The 20,068-nt window shown below is 69.7% G+C and carries 21 protein-coding genes; 17 read left to right on the top strand and 4 right to left on the bottom strand.

Annotated features, from left to right (window positions below; translation table 11 throughout):
- Window positions 1–142: 142 nt before the first annotated feature.
- Together ACFXPL_RS33485 and ACFXPL_RS33480 are read right to left on the bottom strand one after the other, a co-directional pair.
- The gene (locus ACFXPL_RS33485; protein ID WP_384926758.1) at window positions 143–814 is read right to left on the bottom strand and encodes a response regulator; all 672 of its coding nucleotides are present in this window, start codon (window positions 812–814) and stop codon (window positions 143–145) included.
- Window positions 815–868: 54 nt separating this feature from the next.
- Entirely contained in the window at window positions 869–1,720 is an 852-nt protein-coding gene (locus ACFXPL_RS33480; RefSeq protein WP_384926756.1) for a RecB family exonuclease, read from the bottom strand.
- Between the two features lie 139 nt (window positions 1,721–1,859).
- On the opposite strand from ACFXPL_RS33480, the gene ACFXPL_RS33475 reads away from it, so the two are divergent.
- The 3 genes from ACFXPL_RS33475 (at window position 1,860) to ACFXPL_RS33465 (ending at window position 5,127) form a co-directional block, all read left to right on the top strand.
- Window positions 1,860–3,068 carry a site-2 protease family protein gene (locus tag ACFXPL_RS33475; protein WP_384926762.1) on the top strand — a complete coding sequence of 403 codons (1,209 nt, stop codon included), beginning with the start codon at window positions 1,860–1,862 and terminating at the stop codon, window positions 3,066–3,068.
- Window positions 3,069–3,362: 294 nt separating this feature from the next.
- The gene (locus ACFXPL_RS33470) at window positions 3,363–4,268 is read left to right on the top strand and encodes a tRNA (adenine-N1)-methyltransferase (protein WP_384926754.1); all 906 of its coding nucleotides are present in this window, start codon (window positions 3,363–3,365) and stop codon (window positions 4,266–4,268) included.
- A gap of 265 nt (window positions 4,269–4,533) precedes the next feature.
- Complete coding sequence (locus ACFXPL_RS33465) at window positions 4,534–5,127, top strand: hypothetical protein (RefSeq protein ID WP_384926752.1); 594 nt, start codon at window positions 4,534–4,536, stop codon at window positions 5,125–5,127.
- Between the two features lie 33 nt (window positions 5,128–5,160).
- On the opposite strand, the gene ACFXPL_RS33460 is transcribed toward ACFXPL_RS33465, so the two are convergent.
- Window positions 5,161–5,481 carry a ferredoxin gene (locus ACFXPL_RS33460; RefSeq protein WP_384926750.1) on the bottom strand — a complete coding sequence of 107 codons (321 nt, stop codon included), beginning with the start codon at window positions 5,479–5,481 and terminating at the stop codon, window positions 5,161–5,163.
- A gap of 254 nt (window positions 5,482–5,735) precedes the next feature.
- Here ACFXPL_RS33460 and arc point away from each other — a divergent pair, with 254 nt between their 5' ends.
- From arc to prcA, 5 genes are all read left to right on the top strand, one after another.
- Window positions 5,736–7,502, top strand: coding sequence for a proteasome ATPase (gene arc / locus ACFXPL_RS33455; protein WP_384926748.1), 1,767 nt, complete (start codon window positions 5,736–5,738; stop codon window positions 7,500–7,502).
- Window positions 7,503–7,764: 262 nt separating this feature from the next.
- Window positions 7,765–9,276, top strand: coding sequence for a depupylase/deamidase Dop (gene dop / locus ACFXPL_RS33450; protein WP_384926746.1), 1,512 nt, complete (start codon window positions 7,765–7,767; stop codon window positions 9,274–9,276).
- 134 nt (window positions 9,277–9,410) lie between these two features.
- Window positions 9,411–9,629, top strand: a complete 219-nt coding sequence (locus ACFXPL_RS33445) for a ubiquitin-like protein Pup (RefSeq protein WP_030754525.1) — start codon at window positions 9,411–9,413, stop codon at window positions 9,627–9,629.
- Between the two features lie 141 nt (window positions 9,630–9,770).
- Window positions 9,771–10,616 (top strand): proteasome subunit beta, encoded by an 846-nt coding sequence (gene prcB / locus ACFXPL_RS33440; RefSeq protein ID WP_384926744.1) that lies wholly within the window; start codon window positions 9,771–9,773, stop codon window positions 10,614–10,616.
- A 51-nt stretch (window positions 10,617–10,667) separates the two neighbouring features.
- Window positions 10,668–11,525 carry a proteasome subunit alpha gene (gene prcA / locus ACFXPL_RS33435; RefSeq protein WP_384926742.1) on the top strand — a complete coding sequence of 286 codons (858 nt, stop codon included), beginning with the start codon at window positions 10,668–10,670 and terminating at the stop codon, window positions 11,523–11,525.
- Between the two features lie 93 nt (window positions 11,526–11,618).
- Here the strand turns inward: prcA and ACFXPL_RS33430 are convergent, their stop codons facing one another.
- On the bottom strand, window positions 11,619–12,656 hold the full coding sequence (locus ACFXPL_RS33430; protein ID WP_384926740.1) for a LacI family DNA-binding transcriptional regulator: 1,038 nt from the start codon (window positions 12,654–12,656) through the stop codon (window positions 11,619–11,621).
- Between the two features lie 129 nt (window positions 12,657–12,785).
- On the opposite strand from ACFXPL_RS33430, the gene ACFXPL_RS33425 reads away from it, so the two are divergent.
- From ACFXPL_RS33425 to tatA, 9 genes are all read left to right on the top strand, one after another.
- Window positions 12,786–14,054: an MFS transporter gene (locus ACFXPL_RS33425; RefSeq protein ID WP_384926738.1), complete on the top strand. Its 1,269-nt coding sequence runs from the start codon at window positions 12,786–12,788 to the stop codon at window positions 14,052–14,054.
- A 9-nt stretch (window positions 14,055–14,063) separates the two neighbouring features.
- Window positions 14,064–15,425, top strand: coding sequence for a Pup--protein ligase (pafA, locus tag ACFXPL_RS33420; RefSeq protein ID WP_384926736.1), 1,362 nt, complete (start codon window positions 14,064–14,066; stop codon window positions 15,423–15,425).
- A 129-nt stretch (window positions 15,426–15,554) separates the two neighbouring features.
- Complete coding sequence (locus ACFXPL_RS33415; RefSeq protein ID WP_384926734.1) at window positions 15,555–16,493, top strand: FKBP-type peptidyl-prolyl cis-trans isomerase; 939 nt, start codon at window positions 15,555–15,557, stop codon at window positions 16,491–16,493.
- A 45-nt stretch (window positions 16,494–16,538) separates the two neighbouring features.
- Window positions 16,539–16,910, top strand: coding sequence for an FKBP-type peptidyl-prolyl cis-trans isomerase (locus tag ACFXPL_RS33410; protein WP_384926732.1), 372 nt, complete (start codon window positions 16,539–16,541; stop codon window positions 16,908–16,910).
- Between the two features lie 138 nt (window positions 16,911–17,048).
- Window positions 17,049–18,005, top strand: coding sequence for a helix-turn-helix transcriptional regulator (locus tag ACFXPL_RS33405; RefSeq protein WP_384926730.1), 957 nt, complete (start codon window positions 17,049–17,051; stop codon window positions 18,003–18,005).
- Window positions 18,006–18,022: 17 nt separating this feature from the next.
- Entirely contained in the window at window positions 18,023–18,979 is a 957-nt protein-coding gene (locus ACFXPL_RS33400) for a helix-turn-helix transcriptional regulator (protein ID WP_384926728.1), read from the top strand.
- Between the two features lie 99 nt (window positions 18,980–19,078).
- Window positions 19,079–19,360, top strand: a complete 282-nt coding sequence (locus ACFXPL_RS33395; RefSeq protein WP_384926726.1) for a hypothetical protein — start codon at window positions 19,079–19,081, stop codon at window positions 19,358–19,360.
- 4 nt (window positions 19,361–19,364) lie between these two features.
- On the top strand, window positions 19,365–19,562 hold the full coding sequence (locus ACFXPL_RS33390) for a hypothetical protein (RefSeq protein WP_384926724.1): 198 nt from the start codon (window positions 19,365–19,367) through the stop codon (window positions 19,560–19,562).
- Between the two features lie 212 nt (window positions 19,563–19,774).
- Window positions 19,775–20,065, top strand: coding sequence for a Sec-independent protein translocase subunit TatA (tatA, locus tag ACFXPL_RS33385; protein ID WP_384926722.1), 291 nt, complete (start codon window positions 19,775–19,777; stop codon window positions 20,063–20,065).
- The last annotated feature ends 3 nt before the right edge of the window (window positions 20,066–20,068 follow it).

The raw sequence follows: 20,068 nt of genomic DNA, 5'->3' as shown, positions 1-20,068 counted from the left end.
GGGGAGTGGCAACTTCATCGCCGTTACCCAACCCGCTGGCGGGGGGCGGGGCCCCACCGGGCTCCGTTTCGTGTTCTGCCCGGTGCGGCGTCCGTACGGGGCGCCGCGCGTCCGTACCGCCGCCCGCACGTCCGTACGGCCGCTACTGGGCGCCGGGACGCACCAGCCCGCTCTCGTACGCGTACACCGCGGCCTGCACCCGGTCGCGCAGGCTCAGCTTCGTCAGCACGTGCCCCACATGGGTCTTGACCGTCGTCTCGCTGACGAACAGGTCCGCGGCGATCTCCGCGTTGGACAGACCGCGTGCCACCAGCTTCAGCACCTCGACCTCCCGCTCGGTCAGGGTGTGCAGCGTGTTGGGGGCCGGTTCCTCGCCCGACGGGAGGTGATCCGCGTACTTGTCGAGCAGCCGGCGCGTGATGCTCGGCGCGAGCATCGCCTCGCCCGCCGCGACCACCCGGATGGCCTGCACCAGCTCATTGGCGGGCGCGTCCTTCAGCAGGAAGCCGCTGGCCCCCGCGCGCAGCGCCTCCACCACGTACTCGTCGAGGTCGAACGTCGTCAGGACCAGTACCTTCGCCGGACCGTCCCGGCCGGGGCCGGTGATCTGGCGGGTCGCCTCCACCCCGTCCATCCGCGGCATCCGGATGTCCATCAGCACCACATCGGGCTGGAGCGCGCGGACCTGGTCGATGGCCTGGAGACCGTCCCCGGCCTCACCGACGACCGCGATGTCCTGCTCGGCCTCCAGGATCATCCGGAAACCGGTGCGCAGCAGGGGCTGGTCGTCGACCAGTAGGACGCGGACAGTCACGGGGCAACTCCTTCAATAGACAGCCCCATTCTGCCCTGACCGCCCTGCCCCGGGTCAGCCGGGCGCGGGCGCCTCCACCGGCGCCTCCACGGGCTTCACGCTCAGCGGATACACCGGCGGTGTGCCGCCGAACTCCGGACACACCGCCCGGTGGTCGCACCAGCCGCACAGCTTCGTGGGCCTGGGCCGCCAGTCGCCGCTCTCCGTGGCCTGCTCGATCGCCTGCCAGAGCGCCAGCAGCTTGCGCTCCACCCGCTCCAGATCCGCCTCCACCGGGTCGTACGTCACGACCTCGCCGCTGCCCAGGTAGACGAGCTGGAGCCGGCGCGGCAGCACCCCCTTCAGCCGCCGCACCACCAGGGCGTAGAACGTCATCTGGAACCGCGCACCCTCCCCGTACTCAGGACGCGGCGCCTTGCCCGTCTTGTAGTCGACGATCCGCACCTCCCCGGTCGGCGCGACATCCACCCGGTCGATCACCCCGCGCAGCCGCAGCCCCGACTCCAGCTCGGTCTCGACGAACAGCTCACGCTCCGCGGGCTCCAGCCGCGTCGGGTCCTCCAGCGAGAACCACCGCTCCACCAGCCGCTCCGCCTGCTCCAGCCACGCCGCCAGCCGCTCACCCTCCGTGTCCCCCGCGAACAGCTCACCCAGCTCGGGCCTGGCGGTCAGCAACCTGTCCCACTGACCGGGCACCAGCGCCTTCGCCCGCGGCGCCGTGCGCTCCGTGGCCGGAGCGTCGAAAAGCCGCTCCAGCACCGCGTGCACCAGCGTGCCGCGCGTGGCCGCCTCGCTCGGCTTCTCCGGCAGCTTGTCGATCACCCGGAATCTGTACAGGAGAGGGCACTGCATGAAGTCGCTCGCACGCGACGGCGACAGCGAAGTGGGCGGCTTGCTCGTACTCATGACGCAGACCCTACGGCCCGCCACTGACAGCGAGCCGAATACCATCGACTACAGAGCCACTCGCACCACATCATCGAGCGAGCGACGCCGCCGACGAAGGGAACCCGTGAAAGAGGACGACGAGAGCGGCGAGGGCAGGATGCCGCAGCCCGGCAAGGGGGACACGGGCCCCGGTGGCAAGCCGCCGCGCCGTGAAGACCCCGGCGGTGGCATTCTCATGGGCCGCCCCTTCGGCGTGCCCGTCTACGTCGCCCCGAGCTGGTTCCTGGTGGCCGCGCTCATCACCTGGATCTTCGGCGGTCAGCTCGAACGGGTCCTCCCGGAACTGGGCGGCCTACGGTATCTGGTCTCCCTGTTCTTCGCGGTCGCGTTCTACGCCTCCGTACTCGTCCACGAACTGGCCCACACCGTCGCCGCGCTCCGCTTCAAGCTGCCCGTGCGCCGGATCCAGCTCCAGTTCTTCGGCGGGGTCTCCGAGATCGAGAAGGAGTCCGAGACCCCCGGCCGCGAGTTCGTCCTCGCCTTCGTCGGGCCGCTCCTCTCGCTGGTCCTCGCCGGGCTCTTCTACCTCGGCCTGCTGGCCGTGGAGGCCCGCACCGTCCCCGGTGTCCTCCTCGCGGGGCTGATGATCTCCAACCTGATCGTCGCCGTCTTCAACCTGCTGCCCGGCCTCCCACTGGACGGCGGCCGGATGCTGCGCGCGGTGGTCTGGAAGATCACCGGAAAGCCCATGAGCGGCACCATCGCCGCCGCCTGGGTCGGCCGCGCGCTCGCGGTCACCGTCCTCATCGGCCTCCCGCTGCTCACCCGTACGGGTGCACTCGGTACCTCCGCCGCGGACGTCGGCGGCATGGAAACCGTCATGGACGCGCTGCTCGCCGCGATCCTCGCCGCGATCATCTGGACCGGCGCGGGCAACAGCCTGCGGATGGCCAGGCTCCGCGAGCACCTCCCCGAACTCCAGGCCCGCGCCCTCACCCGCCGCGCGGTCCCGGTCGAGTCCACCACCCCCCTCTCCGAGGCGCTGCGCCGCGCCAACGAGGCGGGCGCCCGCGCCTTGGTGGTCGTGGACGGCCACGGCGACCCGACAGCCCTCGTACGCGAATCCGCGATCGTCGGCGTCCCGCAGCACCGCCGCCCCTGGGTCGCGGTGAGCGGCCTCGCCCAGGACCTCACGGAAGGCATGAAGGTCCCCGCCGACCTCGCGGGAGAGGCGCTCCTGGAACGGCTCAGGGCCAGCCCGGCGACGGAGTACCTGGTACTGGAGGAGACCGGCGAGATCTACGGAGTCCTGTCGACGGCCGACGTGGAACGCGCCTTCGTCTCCGCCATGGCCCGGCCCAGTTAGTTCTTTTTCGAGGGCTCGGTTCGCCTCCGGGGCGCTTCATGCCCCTGTCGACGGTCGACCGTGCTCGGCCCCTCGTACCTCGGGGTCTGCGCCCACGCGGCGGAGCCGCATGTCGAGTACAGCCTCCCTTTCGACAGCGGCGCGCCCCTTCGGCTCACTCGCCGGCCGGGCGAGGCGACGGGCCGAGGATTCCGGCACCGCACCACCTGGCCCGTGGTGCGGTCGAGCGTCGGCGCCGACTTGCAGCGCCCCGGAGGCGAACCGAGCCCCAAAAAGAGGGGCTAAGCTTCGAACATGTCCGAACCGACCGGTGCCGCCCGACGTCGCGGCCCCTTCAAGGTCGGGGACCAGGTCCAGCTCACCGACCCCAAGGGACGCCACTACACCTTCACGCTCGAAGCCGGGAAGAATTTCCACACCCATAAAGGGTCCTTCCCGCACGACGAGCTGATCGGTGCTCCCGAGGGCAGTGTTGTCCGTACCACGGGGAACGTCGCCTATCTCGCGCTGCGCCCCCTGCTCCCCGACTATGTCCTGTCCATGCCCCGCGGTGCCGCCGTGGTCTATCCGAAGGACGCCGGCCAGATCCTGGCCTTCGCCGACATCTTTCCCGGCGCCCGGGTCGTCGAGGCGGGGGTGGGTTCCGGTTCGCTCAGCAGTTTCCTGCTGCGGGTCATCGGCGACCAGGGCATGCTGCACTCGTACGAGCGGCGTGAGGACTTCGCCGAGATCGCGCAGCAGAACGTGGAGCGCTACTTCGGTGAGCCGCACCCCGCCTGGACGTTGACGGTCGGTGACCTTCAGGACAACCTGTCGGACACGGATGTCGACCGCGTCATTCTGGACATGCTCGCCCCGTGGGAGTGTGTGGAGGCCGTTTCCAAGGCGCTGGTTCCCGGCGGCATCCTGTGCGCCTATGTCGCGACGACGACGCAACTCGCTCGTACGGTGGAGACGATCAGGGAGTTCGGCACGTTCAACGAGCCGGCCGCCTGGGAGTCGATGGTCCGTAACTGGCACGTGGAGGGCCTGGCGGTCCGGCCGGACCACCGGATGATCGGGCACACCGGCTTCCTGGTGACCGCGCGCCGGCTCGCGGACGGTGTCGAGCCGCCGCTGCGCCGCCGCCGTCCCGCGAAGGGCGCGTACGGCGACGACTACAGCGGTCCGGGCAGCGCGAGCGGCGGAGCCGCCCGCTAGGCCCTGTCTCACAAATCCCGCCGCGAGCCCCGCCCTGCGGGCGGACGGCGCTATTTGTCAGACAGGGCCTAGGCGGTGTGACGCCTTCCAACACGACGTTGCCGCCGCCCGGTTCCCGTTCTGTACGGGGGAACTGGGCGGCGGCATCTTTACGTTGGACTTACGTACCCCGCTGTTCCGTCGCCCTGTGACGTGTGGCACGATGCTGACTCCCTCACACACCGTTGGTTACTCACCGGCACCGCCTTCACAGGAGACACTCCGCGTGCAGATCTCCGACGCTCCGGACCTCGCGCACACCCGGCCCCGCCCGATCCACTGGCTCGCGACGGCCACCGGGATGGCGGCCGTGGTGGCGCTGGCGGGGCTGTTCCAGCCCGGGCCCGCCACCGCTTCCCAGACGGGCCCGCAGGGCCTGAGAAACGCCGCGGCGCCCGCCGCGGAGGCTCCGCTGCCAGCCCCCGATCCCGCAGGCGTCGACTTTCCCCTGGAGTGCGGGGCGGTGGGCGCGGCCGTCGTCCAGAAGGCCACCGGGGATCTCGACGGGGACGGCAGCCCGGAGACCGTGGCGGTGGTCCGCTGCGACACGGGCCTGGGTACCCCGCCGAGCGGGGTGTACGTGCTGACGCGGGCGGCGGGGGACGCGCCGCGGATCGTGGCCACTCTGGTGGACCCCGTGGACGAGTGGACCGTCGGGCCCGATCTCACCGTCCAGGACGGTGAGATCCTCGCCACGCTGTTCGGCTACTCGTCGTCTTCCGTGCCGCGCTGCTGCCCCGACCAGGAGGAACGTGTCTCCTGGCAGTGGAAAAATGGCGCGTTCCTGCGCACCGAGGTACCTGAGGCGCGCAGGAGCTGACCGGCCGCTCCGGGTCCCCGGAGCGGCGCGGGATCAGGCCGCGTCCGGGCCGTACACCTCTACCTGGTCCGCCACCCGGCGTACGTGGATGCAGTCGCCCGGGCATTCTTTGGCCGAATCCACTACGTCGGTCAGGAGCGGCAGCGGTACGCGCGTGGTCGCCCCGGGCGACTGGAGCAGTTCGTCGTCGGCGCTCTTCACATAGGCCAGGCCGTCGATGTCCAGCTCGAAGACCTCCGGCGCGTACTGGGCACAGATCCCGTCGCCGGTGCACAGGTCCTGGTCGATCCAGACCTCCAGCGGCTCACCGGTCTCGGTGACGCCTTCGGTGGGAGCCTCCTGCTGCACGTTCATCTCTCCTGCCGTTTTTCTGCGTCGGACGGCGCGTGACGGGGTAAGTCGCGCCAGCCCTGACGGGTGTTGAACAAGTCGACGATACAACCGGCCGCTTTCCGATGTTCCTGGGTGGGTATTCCCCTGGCGTGAGGGAGAGCGCAAGGGTGAAGATCGGTCACACCCCGACAGTCTTTGTGATCTAGGGGTTTCAATCATCACCCACCCAGGTAGGGTCAGGAAGCGTCCAGCTCCCCTTGGAGGAGGTGAGGACCGTGGCAGCCCACGACGACGACATCAACCGCGGCATCCGGCCCGGGCGGGGGTCCGAAGACCCAGCCGGCCAGGTTGCCTATCTCGAGCAGGAAATCGCCGTCCTGCGACGTAAGCTCGCCGACTCTCCGCGGCATACGAGAATTCTCGAAGAGCGGATCGTCGAGTTGCAGACGAACCTGGCGGGTGTGTCCGCGCAGAACGAGCGGCTCGCCAATACGCTGCGTGAGGCCCGCGATCAGATCGTGGCCCTCAAGGAAGAGGTCGACCGGCTCGCACAGCCGCCGGCCGGTTTCGGTGTCTTCCTGCACAGCAATGAGGACGGCACGGCCGACATTTTCACCGGCGGCCGAAAACTCCGGGTGAATGTCAGTCCCGGCGTCGAGCTCGACGAGCTGCGGCGTGGCCAGGAAGTCATGCTCAACGAGGCGCTCAATGTGGTCGAGGCCATGGAATTCGAGCGTGCCGGGGACATCGTCACCCTCAAGGAGATCCTTGAGGACGGCGAGCGTGCCCTGGTGGTCGGGCACACCGACGAGGAACGGGTGGTGCGGCTCGCCGAGCCGCTGCTGGACATCACCATCCGCCCCGGCGACGCCCTGCTGCTCGAACCGCGCTCCGGCTACGTCTATGAAGTGGTTCCCAAGAGCGAGGTCGAGGAACTGGTCCTCGAAGAGGTCCCGGACGTCGACTACGAAAAGATCGGCGGTCTGGGCGGCCAGATCGAGATGATCAGGGACGCGGTGGAGCTTCCGTACCTCCACCCGGACCTCTTCAAGGAGCACGAACTGAGGCCGCCGAAGGGCATCCTGCTCTACGGTCCGCCCGGCTGCGGCAAGACGCTCATCGCCAAGGCGGTGGCCAACTCCCTCGCGAAGAAGGTCGCCGAGGTCACCGGGCGTCCGGCGGGGAAGAGCTACTTCCTCAACATCAAGGGTCCCGAACTGCTCAACAAGTACGTCGGTGAGACCGAGCGCCACATCCGCCTGGTCTTCCAGCGTGCCCGGGAGAAGGCGAGCGAGGGTACCCCCGTCATCGTCTTCTTCGACGAGATGGAGTCCCTCTTCCGCACCCGTGGATCCGGTGTCAGCTCGGACGTGGAGAACACCATCGTCCCGCAGCTCCTCGCCGAGATCGACGGTGTGGAGGGCCTGGAGAACGTCATCGTCATCGGCGCCTCCAACCGTGAGGACATGATCGACCCCGCGATCCTGCGGCCCGGCCGGCTCGATGTGAAGATCAAGATCGAGCGTCCGGACGCGGAGGCGGCGAAGGACATCTTCGCGAAGTACCTGACGGCCACGCTGCCGCTGCACGTGGACGACATCTCCGAGCACAAGGGCTCGAAGGAGGCCGCGGCCCACGGGATGATCCAGTCCGTCGTGGAGCAGATGTACGCGGAGTCCGAGGAGAACCGCTTCCTGGAGGTCACGTACGCCAACGGTGACAAGGAAGTCCTCTACTTCAAGGACTTCAACTCCGGCGCGATGATCCAGAACATTGTGGACCGGGCCAAGAAGATGGCCATCAAGGCCTTCCTCGACCACGACCAGAAGGGCCTTCGGGTCTCCCATCTCCTCCAGGCGTGCGTGGACGAGTTCAAGGAGAACGAGGACCTGCCGAACACCACCAACCCGGACGACTGGGCCCGTATCTCCGGCAAGAAGGGCGAGCGGATCGTCTTCATCCGCACCCTGGTGACCGGAAAGCAGGGCGCGGACACCGGCCGCTCGATCGACACGGTGGCGAACACCGGTCAGTACCTGTAGAGCGCGGACCGGCTGCGGGTGCCTTCCCAGGGCATCCGCAGCCGGTTGCTTTCCCCGTACCTCCCACCACACCCGCACACCGGGCCAACCACCACACCAGGCCAATGAAGGAAATGATCTCCCCGTCGGCGCGGAGGCGTTCTAGGCTCTTTCGTACCGCCACGTCGCGCAGTGCGGGACCGGGCACCGCACACGCGTCGGAGAGACAGCGGTACTTGAGCGCCGCTCCCGGAGGGGAGCGCCGCCGGGCAAGGAGGGCCGCATGACCGTACGGCGAGTAATGGGCATCGAGACGGAGTACGGCATCTCCGTCCCGGGCCACCCGAACGCCAATGCCATGCTCACCTCGTCCCAGATCGTCAACGCCTACGCGGCGGCGATGCACCGGGCGCGGCGCGCCCGCTGGGACTTCGAGGAGGAGAATCCGCTCCGGGACGCCCGTGGCTTCGACCTCGCCCGCGAGACGGCGGACTCCAGTCAGCTCACCGACGAGGACATCGGCCTGGCCAATGTGATCCTCACCAACGGTGCGCGGCTGTACGTGGACCACGCCCATCCGGAGTACAGCTCTCCGGAGATCACCAACCCGCGGGACGCCGTCCTGTGGGACAAGGCGGGCGAGCGCATCATGGCGGAGGCCGCCGAGCGCGCGGCGCTGCTGCCCGGCGCCCAGCCCATCCACCTGTACAAGAACAACACCGACAACAAGGGCGCGTCCTACGGGACGCACGAGAACTACCTGATGAAGCGGGAGACCCCGTTCTCGGACATCGTGCGCCACCTCACGCCCTTCTTCGTCTCCCGGCAGGTCGTCACGGGCGCGGGCCGGGTCGGGATCGGCCAGGACGGCCATGAGCACGGCTTCCAGATCAGCCAGCGCGCGGACTACTTCGAGGTCGAGGTGGGGCTGGAGACCACTCTCAAGCGCCCGATCATCAACACGCGCGACGAACCGCACTCGGACGCGGAGAAGTACCGCCGGCTGCATGTGATCATCGGCGACGCGAATCTCTCGGAGATCTCCACCTATCTCAAGCTCGGCACGACCTCGCTGGTCCTCTCCATGATCGAGGACGGCTTCATCAACGTCGACCTGGCCGTGGACCAGCCGGTCCGCACGCTGCACCAGGTCTCGCACGACCCCACCCTCGGCCGGCTGGTCACGCTCCGCAGCGGCCGGACACTCACCGCCGTCCAGCTCCAGATGGAGTACTACGAGCTGGCGAGAAAGTACGTGGAGGAGCGGTACGGGGCCGACGCCGACGAACAGACCAAGGACGTGCTGGGCCGTTGGGAGGACACGCTCAACCGGCTGGAGAACGATCCGATGAGCCTCTCCGGTGAACTGGACTGGATCACCAAGCGTGAGGTCCTGGAGGGCTACCGGCGCAGGGACGGCCTGGACTGGGACGCGGCGCGCCTGCACCTCGTGGACCTCCAGTACGCCGACGTACGCCCCGAGAAGGGCCTGTACAACCGTCTGGCGGCCCGCGGCAAGATGCGGCGCCTGCTGGACGACCAGGACGTCGAGCGGGCCAGGACCAAGCCTCCTGAGGACACCAGGGCGTATTTCCGGGGCCGCTGCCTGGAGCAGTACGCCGACGACGTGGCCGCGGCCTCCTGGGACTCGGTCATCTTCGACCTGCCCGGCCGTGACTCGCTGCAGCGGGTGCCCACGCTGGAGCCGCTGCGCGGTACGCGCAACCACGTCAAGGCGCTGCTGGACCGCTGCCGCACGGCGGAGGAGCTGGTCCAGGTGTTGTCCGGAGGCTGAAACGGTTCCGGCGGGGGAATGATCAGGGTGGCCCCCATACGTTGAGGGAAGTGCGGGGCCGATGTCCGACCCGGCTTGTAGGGTCGGATCTTGAAGGTCACATCCAGCGGGGCGAACCGAGCGGGGTGAGGGTTATGGCGACCAAGGACACCGGCGGCGGGCAGCAGAAGGCCACGCGTTCCACGGAGGAGACCGAGGAGCAGGCGCAGGAAGCGCAGGCATCCGAGGACCTCAAGGAGCGCCAGGAGAAGCTGTCGGACGACGTGGACTCCGTCCTCGACGAGATCGACGACGTCCTCGAAGAGAACGCCGAGGACTTCGTGCGGTCCTTCGTCCAAAAGGGCGGTCAGTAGGCTCCGTCGTCCGTCCCCGGGGCCACCGGTGAAAGCCGGTCGCACCGGGGCGGATGACCGGCGACGGCGCGGGTAAGGTCCGTGCACAGACTGAAGATCGGCCCGGCCCGAGCGGGCCGCCGCCCATCCGGAAGGAAACGTGTGGAAGCCAACCCTCGTAACACCGGGCGTCTACCGGCGGCCTTCCTGACGCCCGGCTCGTCCTCGTTCATGGATTTCCTCTCCCACCAGTCGCCGGAGATGCTGCCCGGCAAGCGCGTCCTGCCGCCCTTGCAGGGCGCGGTCGAGGCACCGCACGGCACGACGATCGTCGCCGTGAGCTTCCCCGGCGGTGTGGTGCTCGCCGGTGACCGGCGGGCCACGATGGGCAACATGATCGCCCAGCGCGACATCGAGAAGGTCTTCCCGGCCGACGAGTACTCGGCCGTGGGCATCGCGGGCACGGCCGGGCTCGCCGTGGAGATGGTCAAGCTCTTCCAGCTCGAACTGGAGCACTTCGAGAAGGTGGAAGGGGCGCAGCTCTCGCTGGAGGGCAAGGCCAACCGGCTCTCCACGATGATCCGCAGCAATCTGGCCATGGCCATGCAGGGCCTCGCCGTCGTACCGCTCTTCGCGGGGTGGGACGTGGACCGCGGGAAGGGGCGCATCTTCTCGTACGACGTGACGGGTGGCCGCTCCGAGGAGCCGGGGTACGCGTCCACCGGCTCGGGGTCCATCTTCGCCCGCGGGGCGATGAAGAAGCTCTACCACGAGGACCTGACGGAGCGGCAGGCGTGCACCCTGGTCGTCCAGGCGCTGTACGACGCGGCGGACGACGACTCGGCGACGGGCGGCCCCGACGTGGCCCGCCGGATCTATCCGATCGTCACCGTCATCACCGAAGAAGGCTTCCGGAAGCTGGGCGACGACGAATCCGCCGAGATCGCCCGGTCGATCCTGGAGCGCCGGCTCGAACAGCCCGACGGCCCGCGGGCCGCGCTGCTCTGACGCCCCTTCTTCTGAACAAACATGCCACTGACAGAAAGGGACGGATAGCCGGTGTCGACGCCGTTCTATGTCTCACCCCAGCAGGCCATGGCCGACCGGGCGGAATACGCCCGCAAGGGCATCGCCCGCGGTCGCAGCCTGGTAGTGCTCCAGTACGCCGACGGCATTGTCTTCGTCGGTGAGAACCCGTCCCGCGCGCTCCACAAGTTCAGCGAGATCTACGACCGGATCGGCTTCGCGGCCGCCGGCAAGTACAACGAGTACGAGAATCTGCGCATCGGCGGTGTCCGTTACGCGGATCTGCGCGGATACACCTACGACCGTGACGATGTGACGGCCCGTGGTCTCGCCAACGTCTATGCCCAGACGCTCGGTACGATCTTCTCCAGCTCCGCCGAGAAGCCCTACGAGGTCGAGCTGGTCGTCGCCGAGGTGGGCGCAACGGCGGACGGGGACCAGATCTACCGGCTCCCGCACGACGGTTCGATCGTCGATGAGCACGGCTCGGTCGCGGTCGGCGGCAGTTCCGAGCAGATCAGCACCTTCCTCGACCAGCGGCACCGCGATGGCATGTCGCTCGCCGAGGCGCTGAAGCTGGCCGTACAGGCGCTGTCCCGGGACACCAACGGCGGCGAGCGGGAGATCCCCGCCGAGCGGCTGGAAGTGGCCGTCCTGGACCGTACGAGACCGCAGCAGCGCAAGTTCAAGCGGATCGTCGGCCGGCAGCTCTCCCGGCTGCTGGAGGCGGACGGAGCGGCCTCCACCCCGACGGACGCCCCCTCGGACACCGAGGAGCCCGGCGGCGCGACCGCCGTCCCGGCGGACGACGCACCGGACACCGGCGCCCCGGCCACGGAGGCTTCCGACAAGCCCGCCTCCGACAAGCCGGACGACACCGGCAAGAAGTAGCCGCCCCGCAAGTAGCCGCGCCGCCCGTGCCCCGGACCGCCCACGCGCTCCGGGGCGCGGGCGCGCCAGGGTCCGGGGCCCCGGCATCGGCTCTCAGCGTCCGCCGGTGGCCGGTGGCGCCGGGGCGGTGGAGCCCCGTACCACCAGCGTGACCGGCAGGTCGCCGGTCTCCGGCCGCCGCCCGTCCAGGACGCGCAGCAGCGCCGCCATGCCGCGCCGCCCCACCTGCTCCGCGGGGAGCCGCACGGTGGTCAGCTCCGGCTCCACCGCCCGCGCCAGGGCCAGATCGTCGAAGCCGGTGACGGAGATGTCCTCGGGCACGCGCAGCCCGAGCCGCCGTACCGCCTTGCAGGCCCCCGCGGCCAGGACGTCGCCGTCGCAGACCAGGGCCGTGGGCCGGGGTCCCGGCGCCGCGAGGGCCCGCTCGGCGGCCTCCCGGCCCGCGTCGACCTCCAGGGGCGCGGAGACCGTCCGTACGGCCGCGTCCGGCACGTTCCGTACCGCCGTGGCGATGGCCTCGGCCCGTACCCGGAAGGTCCAGGAGTCGACGGCGGACGCGAGATGGACCAGCCGCCGGTGGCCGAGGCCGAGAAGATGCTCCGTCACCCGGCGCATGCCGTCGGCGATGTCGACATTCACCCGGGCGGCGGCTCCCGGTGCTCGCGGATCGCTGTCGAGCATCACCAGCGGCAGATCCGCGCCGTCCGTGCCGCTGATCGCGTCGAGTGCGGCGGTCGCCATCGAGGAGGCGATCACCCCGTCGAGCGCGGCCCGCGCCGAGGCGAACGGGTCCCTGGCGGGGCCCATCCCCTCGGGCGAGGGGTAGAGGACCACCCCGAAGCCGTGTTCGGCGGCGACCTCGGCCGCGCCGGTGTAGACCCGGGCGAAGAACTCGTTGGTCAGCGCGGGCACCACCAGCAGCGCCGTTCTGGTGGTGCCCATGCGCAGATTGCGGGCGGCGAGATTGGGCCGGTAGCCGAGGGTGCGGGACGCCTCCCTGACGAGCCCGGCGGTCCGCTCCGAGACCCTGCCCCGCCACTTGTCGCCGAGGACCAGGGAGACGGTGGCCTGGGACACGCCCGCGGCCCGGGCCACGTCCCTGCTGGTGGGCCTGGCCGAGTGCTCTGTCATGTCTGCCGTTCTCCGACGCGGGCGGGAATCGCGGTGGACCCGCGTACTGCGCACATGGTACGTATGAGCCAAGGCGTTATACGTAAAACCCGGCACGCCGGGAAAACGGGGAACAGGGAGAGGCGGGCCATGGCCGCTGGAGCCACCGGGTACGCAGACATCATCAAGGCGCCGCACGCCGCGCGGCTGCTCACCGGCACACTCGTGGGGCGGCTGCCGAACGCCACCGCCCCCATCGCCATCGTCCTGCTCGTGAGGGCGGGCGGCGGCAGCTACAGCCTCGCCGGAGCCCTCGCGGCGGTCTACGGCATCGGCAACGCCGTGGGGCAGCCGCTGCTCGGCCGCGCGGTGGACCTGTACGGCCAGCCCCGGATCCAGCTCCCCGCCGCCCTCGTGTCGGCCCTGGGCGCCGTCCTGCTCGTCGTCGTGGGCATCGACACCCCGGTCCTCGCGTACACCGCCGTCGCGGTCGCCGGGCTGTTCACCCCGCCGCTGGAGGGCGGGCTGCGGGCGCTGTGGCCCGGCGTGCTGGGCGCCGAGGAGCGGGTGCACCGGGCGTACGCGATGGACGCGATCGCCCAGGAGGTCATGTTCACGGTCGGCCCGCTTCTCGTCACCCTGCTGGTCGCGCTCCGGTCCCCGGCCGCCGCGCTGCTCGTCATCAACGTGATCGGCGTGCTCGGCGCGCTCTCCGTCGTCCTGTCCGAGCCCTCCCGCGCCTGGCGCTCCGCGCCCCGCGAGGCGCACTGGCTCGGCGCTCTGCGCTCGCCGGGACTGCTCGCGCTGCTGGGCGCGTTCCTCTTCATCGGGATGGCCCTCGGCTCCATCACGGTCGCGGGGGTCGCGTACGCCGACGACCACGGCCGTGAGTCCGTCTACGGCTGGCTGATGGCCGCCCTGGGCCTGGGCGCGCTGGTGGGCGGACTGGTGTACGGCGCCCGGCGGTGGACGAACACCCCCGAACGCCAGCTGCTCTCCATCACGGCCCTGCTCGCCCTCTGCTACCTGCCGCTGACGCTCACCCCCGGCATCCTCGCCATGACCGCGCTCTCCGCCCTCGCCGGTGTCTTCCTCGCGCCCGCGCTCGCCTGCGCCTTCATCGTCGTGGACCGGCACGCGCCGCGCGGCACCGTCACCGAGGCGTTCTCCTGGCTCGTGACGACCTTCGGCGTCGGCGCCGCGCTCGGAACGGCCGCGGCAGGCCCGGCCGTCGAGCTCGGCGGCACCTCCGTGAGCTTCGGCGTGGCGGGGGCCGCCGGCACCGCCGCGCTGCTGGTCCTGCTGGCCACACGGCGGGTCCTCGCACGTCCCGGCGGTGCGCCCGAGGACACCGTTCCGACGGAAAATGATCCAAGCGGTGCGGTCGAACCCGGTTTCAGCTCAGGTCATCAGGCGTAATGTTCAGACATGGACCGCCGCATTTTCGGGCTGGAGAACGAGTACGGCGTCACGTGCACGTTCAGGGGACAGCGCCGACTGTCACCTGACGAAGTGGCGCGCTACCTCTTCCGCCGTGTTGTGTCATGGGGCCGCAGCAGCAATGTCTTCCTGCGGAACGGCGCCCGCCTCTACCTCGACGTGGGATCGCATCCGGAATACGCGACACCCGAATGCGACAACGTGACCGAACTGGTCACGCATGACAAAGCCGGCGAGCGCATTCTCGAAGGCCTGCTCGTCGACGCCGAACGCCGCCTGCACGAGGAGGGAATCGCGGGCGACGTCTACCTCTTCAAGAACAACACCGACTCGGCGGGAAACTCCTACGGCTGCCACGAGAATTACCTCGTCGCCCGCCACGGAGAGTTCTCCCGGCTCGCGGACATTCTCATCCCCTTCCTCGTCACCCGCCAGCTCATCTGCGGCGCGGGCAAGGTGCTCCAGACCCCGCGGGGCGCCGTCTACTGCGTCAGCCAGCGCGCCGAGCACATCTGGGAGGGCGTCAGCTCCGCGACGACCCGCTCCCGTCCGATCATCAACACCCGGGACGAGCCGCACGCCGACGCGGAGCGCTACCGCCGGCTCCATGTCATCGTCGGCGACTCGAACATGTCCGAGACGACCATGCTGCTCAAGGTCGGCGCCACCGATCTCGTGCTGCGCATGATCGAGGCGGGCACGGTGATGCGTGACCTCACCCTGGAGAACCCGATCAGGGCGATCCGCGAGGTCAGCCACGACCTCACCGGCCAGCGCAAGGTACGGCTGGCGAGCGGTCGGGAGGCCTCCGCCCTGGAGGTCCAGCGGGAGTACTACGAGAAGGCCGTGGACTTCGTGGACCGCCGCGGCATCCGCACCGGCACCGTGGAGCAGGTCCTCGAACTGTGGGGCCGTACGCTCGACGCGATCGAGGCCGAGGATCTCGACCGGATCTCCACGGAGATCGACTGGGTCATGAAGTACCAGCTCATCGAGCGGTACCGGGCCAAGCACAACATGACCATGTCGCATCCCCGGGTCGCGCAGATAGACCTCGCCTACCACGACATCCACCGTCGCCGCGGGCTCTATTACCTCCTGGAGAAGAAGGGCCAGGCCGCGCGTATCTGCAACGACATGAAGATCTTCGAAGGCAAGTCCGTGCCTCCGCAGACCACCAGGGCCCGGCTGCGCGGCGATTTCATCCGCCGCGCACAGGAACAGCGCAGGGACTTCACGGTCGACTGGGTCCATCTCAAGCTCAATGACCAGGCACAGCGCACAGTGCTCTGCAAAGACCCGTTCCGTTCGGTGGACGAACGGGTGGAAAAGCTCATCGCCGGTATGTGAACGTCTCGGTCAACCGGTGGCTGACACGCATTGGTGGAATGCGGCCCGGGCCCCGTACGTATCGCGTACGGGGCCCCTGTCACGCCCTACAGTGGGCAGCTACTGTGCCGTCTGAGATCTGAGGAACACGTGCGCCGACTTGCCGGCCTGATCGTCGTCCCCCTGCTGCTGTTGTCGACAGCGGCCTGCGGTGGCGACGGAGGCTCCGACTCCACCTCGTCCAAGAACGGACTCCCCGCGATCAGCGAGGGTGCCAAGTTCGGACAGAAGCCGACCCTCGACAAGGGGGAGGGGGATCCGCCGAAGAAGCTGACGGTCGATGTCCTCAAGGAGGGTGACGGCGCGAAGGTCGAGAAGGGTGACGCGGTCCAGGTCAACTACCTGGGCCAGGCCTGGAACTCGGCCAAGCCCTTCGACAACAGCTTCGACCGGAAGCAGCCGTTCGATCTGACCCTCGGCGCCGGCATGGTCATCAAGGGCTGGGACCAGGGCCTCGAAGGCCAGAAGGTCGGCAGCCGCGTCGAGCTGGGGATCCCCCCGGAGCTGGGCTACGGCGCCCAGGGCCAGGGCGACATCAAGCCCAACTCCACCCTGGTCTTCGTCGTCGACATCCTGAAGGCCACCAAGGTCCCCACCTCCGCCAAGGGCGCCGTGGTCCCGCAGGACGACAAGGCGCTGCCGCAGGTCGGCACCAACGACGACGGCAAGGAGCCCAAGGTCACCATCCCGAAGGGGACCGACCCGCCGAAGAAGCTGGTCTCCGACTACGTGCTGGAGAGCAAGGGCGACGTCGTCAAGGCGTCCGACACCGTCGTGCTGAACTACTCGGCGTACCTCTGGAAGGACGCCAAGCAGTTCGACAGCACGTACAAGACCGGCCGCACCACGACGTTCCCGCTGCCGCAGCTCACGCTGAAGGGCCTCAAGACGGGCATCGTCGACAAGAAGGTGGGCAGCAGGGTCCTCATCGTGATCCCGCCGGACCAGGCCTTCGGTGACCAGGAGCAGCAGGGGATTCCGAAGAACTCCACTCTGGTCTTCGCCGTGGACATCCTCGCGAAGGTGTAAGACTGTTCCGGTTGTACCGTTCATCATTTAGAGGAGCAGTTTCACGTGAGCATCGAGAAGCCCGAGATCGACTTCCCGGGCGGCGAGCCGCCGGCCGACCTGGAGATCAAGGACATCTGGGAGGGTGACGGAGCGGTCGCCACGGCAGGCGCCAACGTCAAAGTCCACTACGTCGGCGTGGCCTTCTCCACCGGCGAGGAGTTCGACGCCTCCTGGAACCGCGGCGCTCCGCTTCCGTTCACGCTCGGCGCCGGCCAGGTCATCGCGGGCTGGGACAAGGGCGTGCAGGGCATGAAGGTCGGCGGACGCCGTCAGCTCACCATCCCGCCGCACCTCGGGTACGGCGACCGCGGCGCCGGTTCCGCCATCGCCCCGGGCGAGACGCTGATCTTCGTCTGCGATCTGGTCTCCGTCTGATACGGAACGGTCCGGCCTGAGCCGGGCCCACCGAGGGTCCATGCCGTACGGCATGGACCCTCGGCTTTGCCGCGACACCCCGGGACGGTACGGTCAGCGGGCGGAGGCGGCACGATCAACGAGGGGTGCGAGGCGTCGATGGCCATTGCCAAGGCCGAGCGGCTGATGAATCTGGCGCTGTGTCTGCTAGGGACCCGGCGGCCGCTCAGCAAGCGCGAGCTGCGTGGCTCCATCGAGGCGTACCTGGAAGCCGGCACCGACGAATCCTTCAACCGGATGTTCGAGCGGGACAAGGACGATCTCCGCGAACTCGGCCTGGTCATCGAGACGGTGGAGAACCTCGACGGCGAGACCGGCTACCTGGCCCGGCGCGACAGCAACCGGCTGCCCCCCATCACCCTCGACGCCGAAGAGGCGGCGGCCCTCGGCCTGGCCGCCAAGGTCTGGCAGCAGGCGCGACTGGCCGGCGCGGCGAGCGGCGCCCTCCAGAAGCTGCGCGCCGCCGGGATGCCCGAGGCCGAGGACAGCTACGAGGCCCACCACGGCGCCCTCGAACCCCGTATCCCCGTCCATGAGGCCGCCTTCGAGCCGCTGATGCTCGCCTGCCGCGACCGGCGCCCCGTCTCCTTCGACTACCGCAAGGCCAACGCCGCCCGCGCCGAGCAGCGCCAGGTGGAGCCCTGGACGCTGGAGTGCTGGCGCGGCCACTGGTACCTGGCCGGCTGGGACCGTGACCGCGGCGCCGAGCGGGTCTTCCGGCTCTCCCGGATCACCGGCCGGGTCCGCTCACGCGTCGGTACGTTCGGTGCGCCCGTGCCCGACGTGGTGACCGTACGCGAGACCGTGGAGAGCTGGGCGGGGGAGACCGCGACCCGCTCCGCGCTGATCAGACTCCGCTCCGGCTGCGGCTACCCGCTGCGCTCCCGGGCCCTGTCCACCCGGAGCGCGGCCGACGGCTGGGACGAGCTGGAGATCCCGTACGGACACGGCCTGGACGCCTGGCTGGTGGAGTTCGGCCCGGACGTCGTCGTACTGGAGCCCGCGGATCTGCGGGCCGACGTCCTGGACCGGCTGCGCGCCGTGGCCAAGGGCTGAGGGGGAACGGACACACCGTGGCAGCCAACGCGATCGACCAGACCCGGCGGATGCTCTCGCTGGTGACCTATCTGCGGGAGCGCCCCGGCGCCCATGTCGGCGATGTCGCCCGCGCCTTCGGGATCAGCGAGGACGAGCTGATCTCCGACCTCGACGTCCTCCCCATGTGCGGGACGAGCTTCCGCGGCGGGGACCTGCTGGACATCGACACCGACGGCGACCGCATCTGGTGGCACAACCCCGACGATGTCGCCGAACCGCTGCGGCTCGCCGCCGACGAGGCGACCGCGCTGCTCGTCGCGGCCCGCGCGGTCGCCACCCTGCCGGGGCTGCGCGAGGGCGACCGGCAGGCGCTGCTCCGCGCCACCGCCAAGCTGGAGGCCGCGGCCGGCGAGGCGGCGGGCGCCAGCTCCCGGCTCTCGGTGACCTTCGAGTCCGAGGGCGGGGTGTTCGCCGAGGTCGACCGGGCCATCTCCGAGCGGCGCCGGCTGTGGCTGCGCTACTACTCCCCGGCGCGTGACGAGCTGACGGAGCGCGAGGTCGACCCCATCCGGCTCTTCGCCGTGGGCCACACCTACATGGAGGCCTGGTGCAGGCTCTCCGAGGCGCGGCGTACGTTCCGGCTCGACCGGGTGGCCGAGATCAGGCTGCTGGACGCCCCGGCCGCACCCCCGGAGCTGGAGCTGCGGGACCTGTCGGAGGGGCTGGTGCAGCCGTCGGCCGACGACCCCGAGGTGACCGTCGAGGTGGGACCCGGCGGCCGGTGGGTCGCCGAGTACTACCCGCACGACAGTGCGGTCGAGCTGCCCGACGGAGGGCTGCGCATCACGCTGCGGACCCCCGTACCGGCCTCGCTGCGGCGGCTCGCGCTGCGGCTCGGCGGCGACGGGCGGATCGTCGCCCCGCCGGAGCTGGCGGACAGCGCGCGGCGGGCCGCGGCCGAGGCGCTGGCGGCGTACGGGATCCACACCTGACAGGCGGGCGGTGCCGACCGGCCCGTACGGGGGGGTGACCCCGCCGGGCCGGTGACCGTACGGGAGAGCGAACGGCTGAGGACAAGGAGAAACGGAAATATGTCGGTAATGTCTGGGCCGTCTGGTTTTTCGGCGGTGGTCCCGGTCCTCTTCAGGGCGGCCTGCCCCGAATGCCGGGCCGCCTTCGAGCTGTCGGCGGGCGCGCTGCGCCTGGCGATCGGGGCCAGCCGGCGCACCACCTTCTACTCCTTCGTCTGTCCCGAGTGCGAGGCCCCGGTCCGTAAGCCCGCCGGTGAGCGCATCATCGAACTCCTCACGGGCGGCGGGGTGCGGACGATGCGTCTGCACTCCACGCTCCAGGACCTTCCCGGGGCGGTCTAGTCGCATGCTCTGGCCCATGATCGCCATCGCCCTGGGGTTTCTCGGGATCGCGGTGCTCGGCGTCCTGGCCGTCCGGGTCTTCCTCGAAGCCCAGCGGCTCGGCCGCCAGGTCGCCGCGACCACGGAGCGGATCAACCTCGCCGCCGAGGACCTGGAAAGGTCCGCGACGCGGCTCGCCGCCACCGGTGACGCACTGCGGTAGTCCACACGCCCCCTGCTCAGGGCGGTTCCGGAGAGGTACGCTGCACGGCGTGGCCCGGGCAGCGAGGCGCGGGCCGCGCGCTTGAAGTACGCACGGGGATTGCTCTCTGTTCACCCCTGCGCGTTACGATCGCTGGGCAACTTGTCGGACACAAGTCCGGCCCTATCCACGCAGGCCCGTTCCGTGCCGCCTCGGTGAGAAGGTAAAGACTTATGCTGTTCGGAAAGATCGGTGCCCCCGAGATCATTCTCATCCTCGTCGTGGTCATCCTCCTGTTCGGCGCGAAGAAGCTTCCCGATATGGCGCGTTCGCTCGGCAAGTCGGCCCGCATCCTCAAGAGCGAGGCCAAGGCCATGAAGTCCGAGGGACAGCAGACCGCCCCGGCCGAGCCGGCGAACGAGCCCGCTCAGGACCAGGCCGCGCCCCGTACGATCCAGGCTTTCCCCGGTGACGTGGCGGGTGCGCGCCCGGTGAGCGAGCCGACGGACTCGACCAAGCGCTGACAC

The sequence above is a fragment of the Streptomyces sp. NPDC059092 genome (genome assembly GCF_042756365.1).
Lineage (GTDB): Bacteria > Actinomycetota > Actinomycetes > Streptomycetales > Streptomycetaceae > Streptomyces.
The sequence above is the reverse complement of the archived record's forward strand: the minus strand, read 5'-3'. Positions and strand labels throughout refer to the sequence as shown.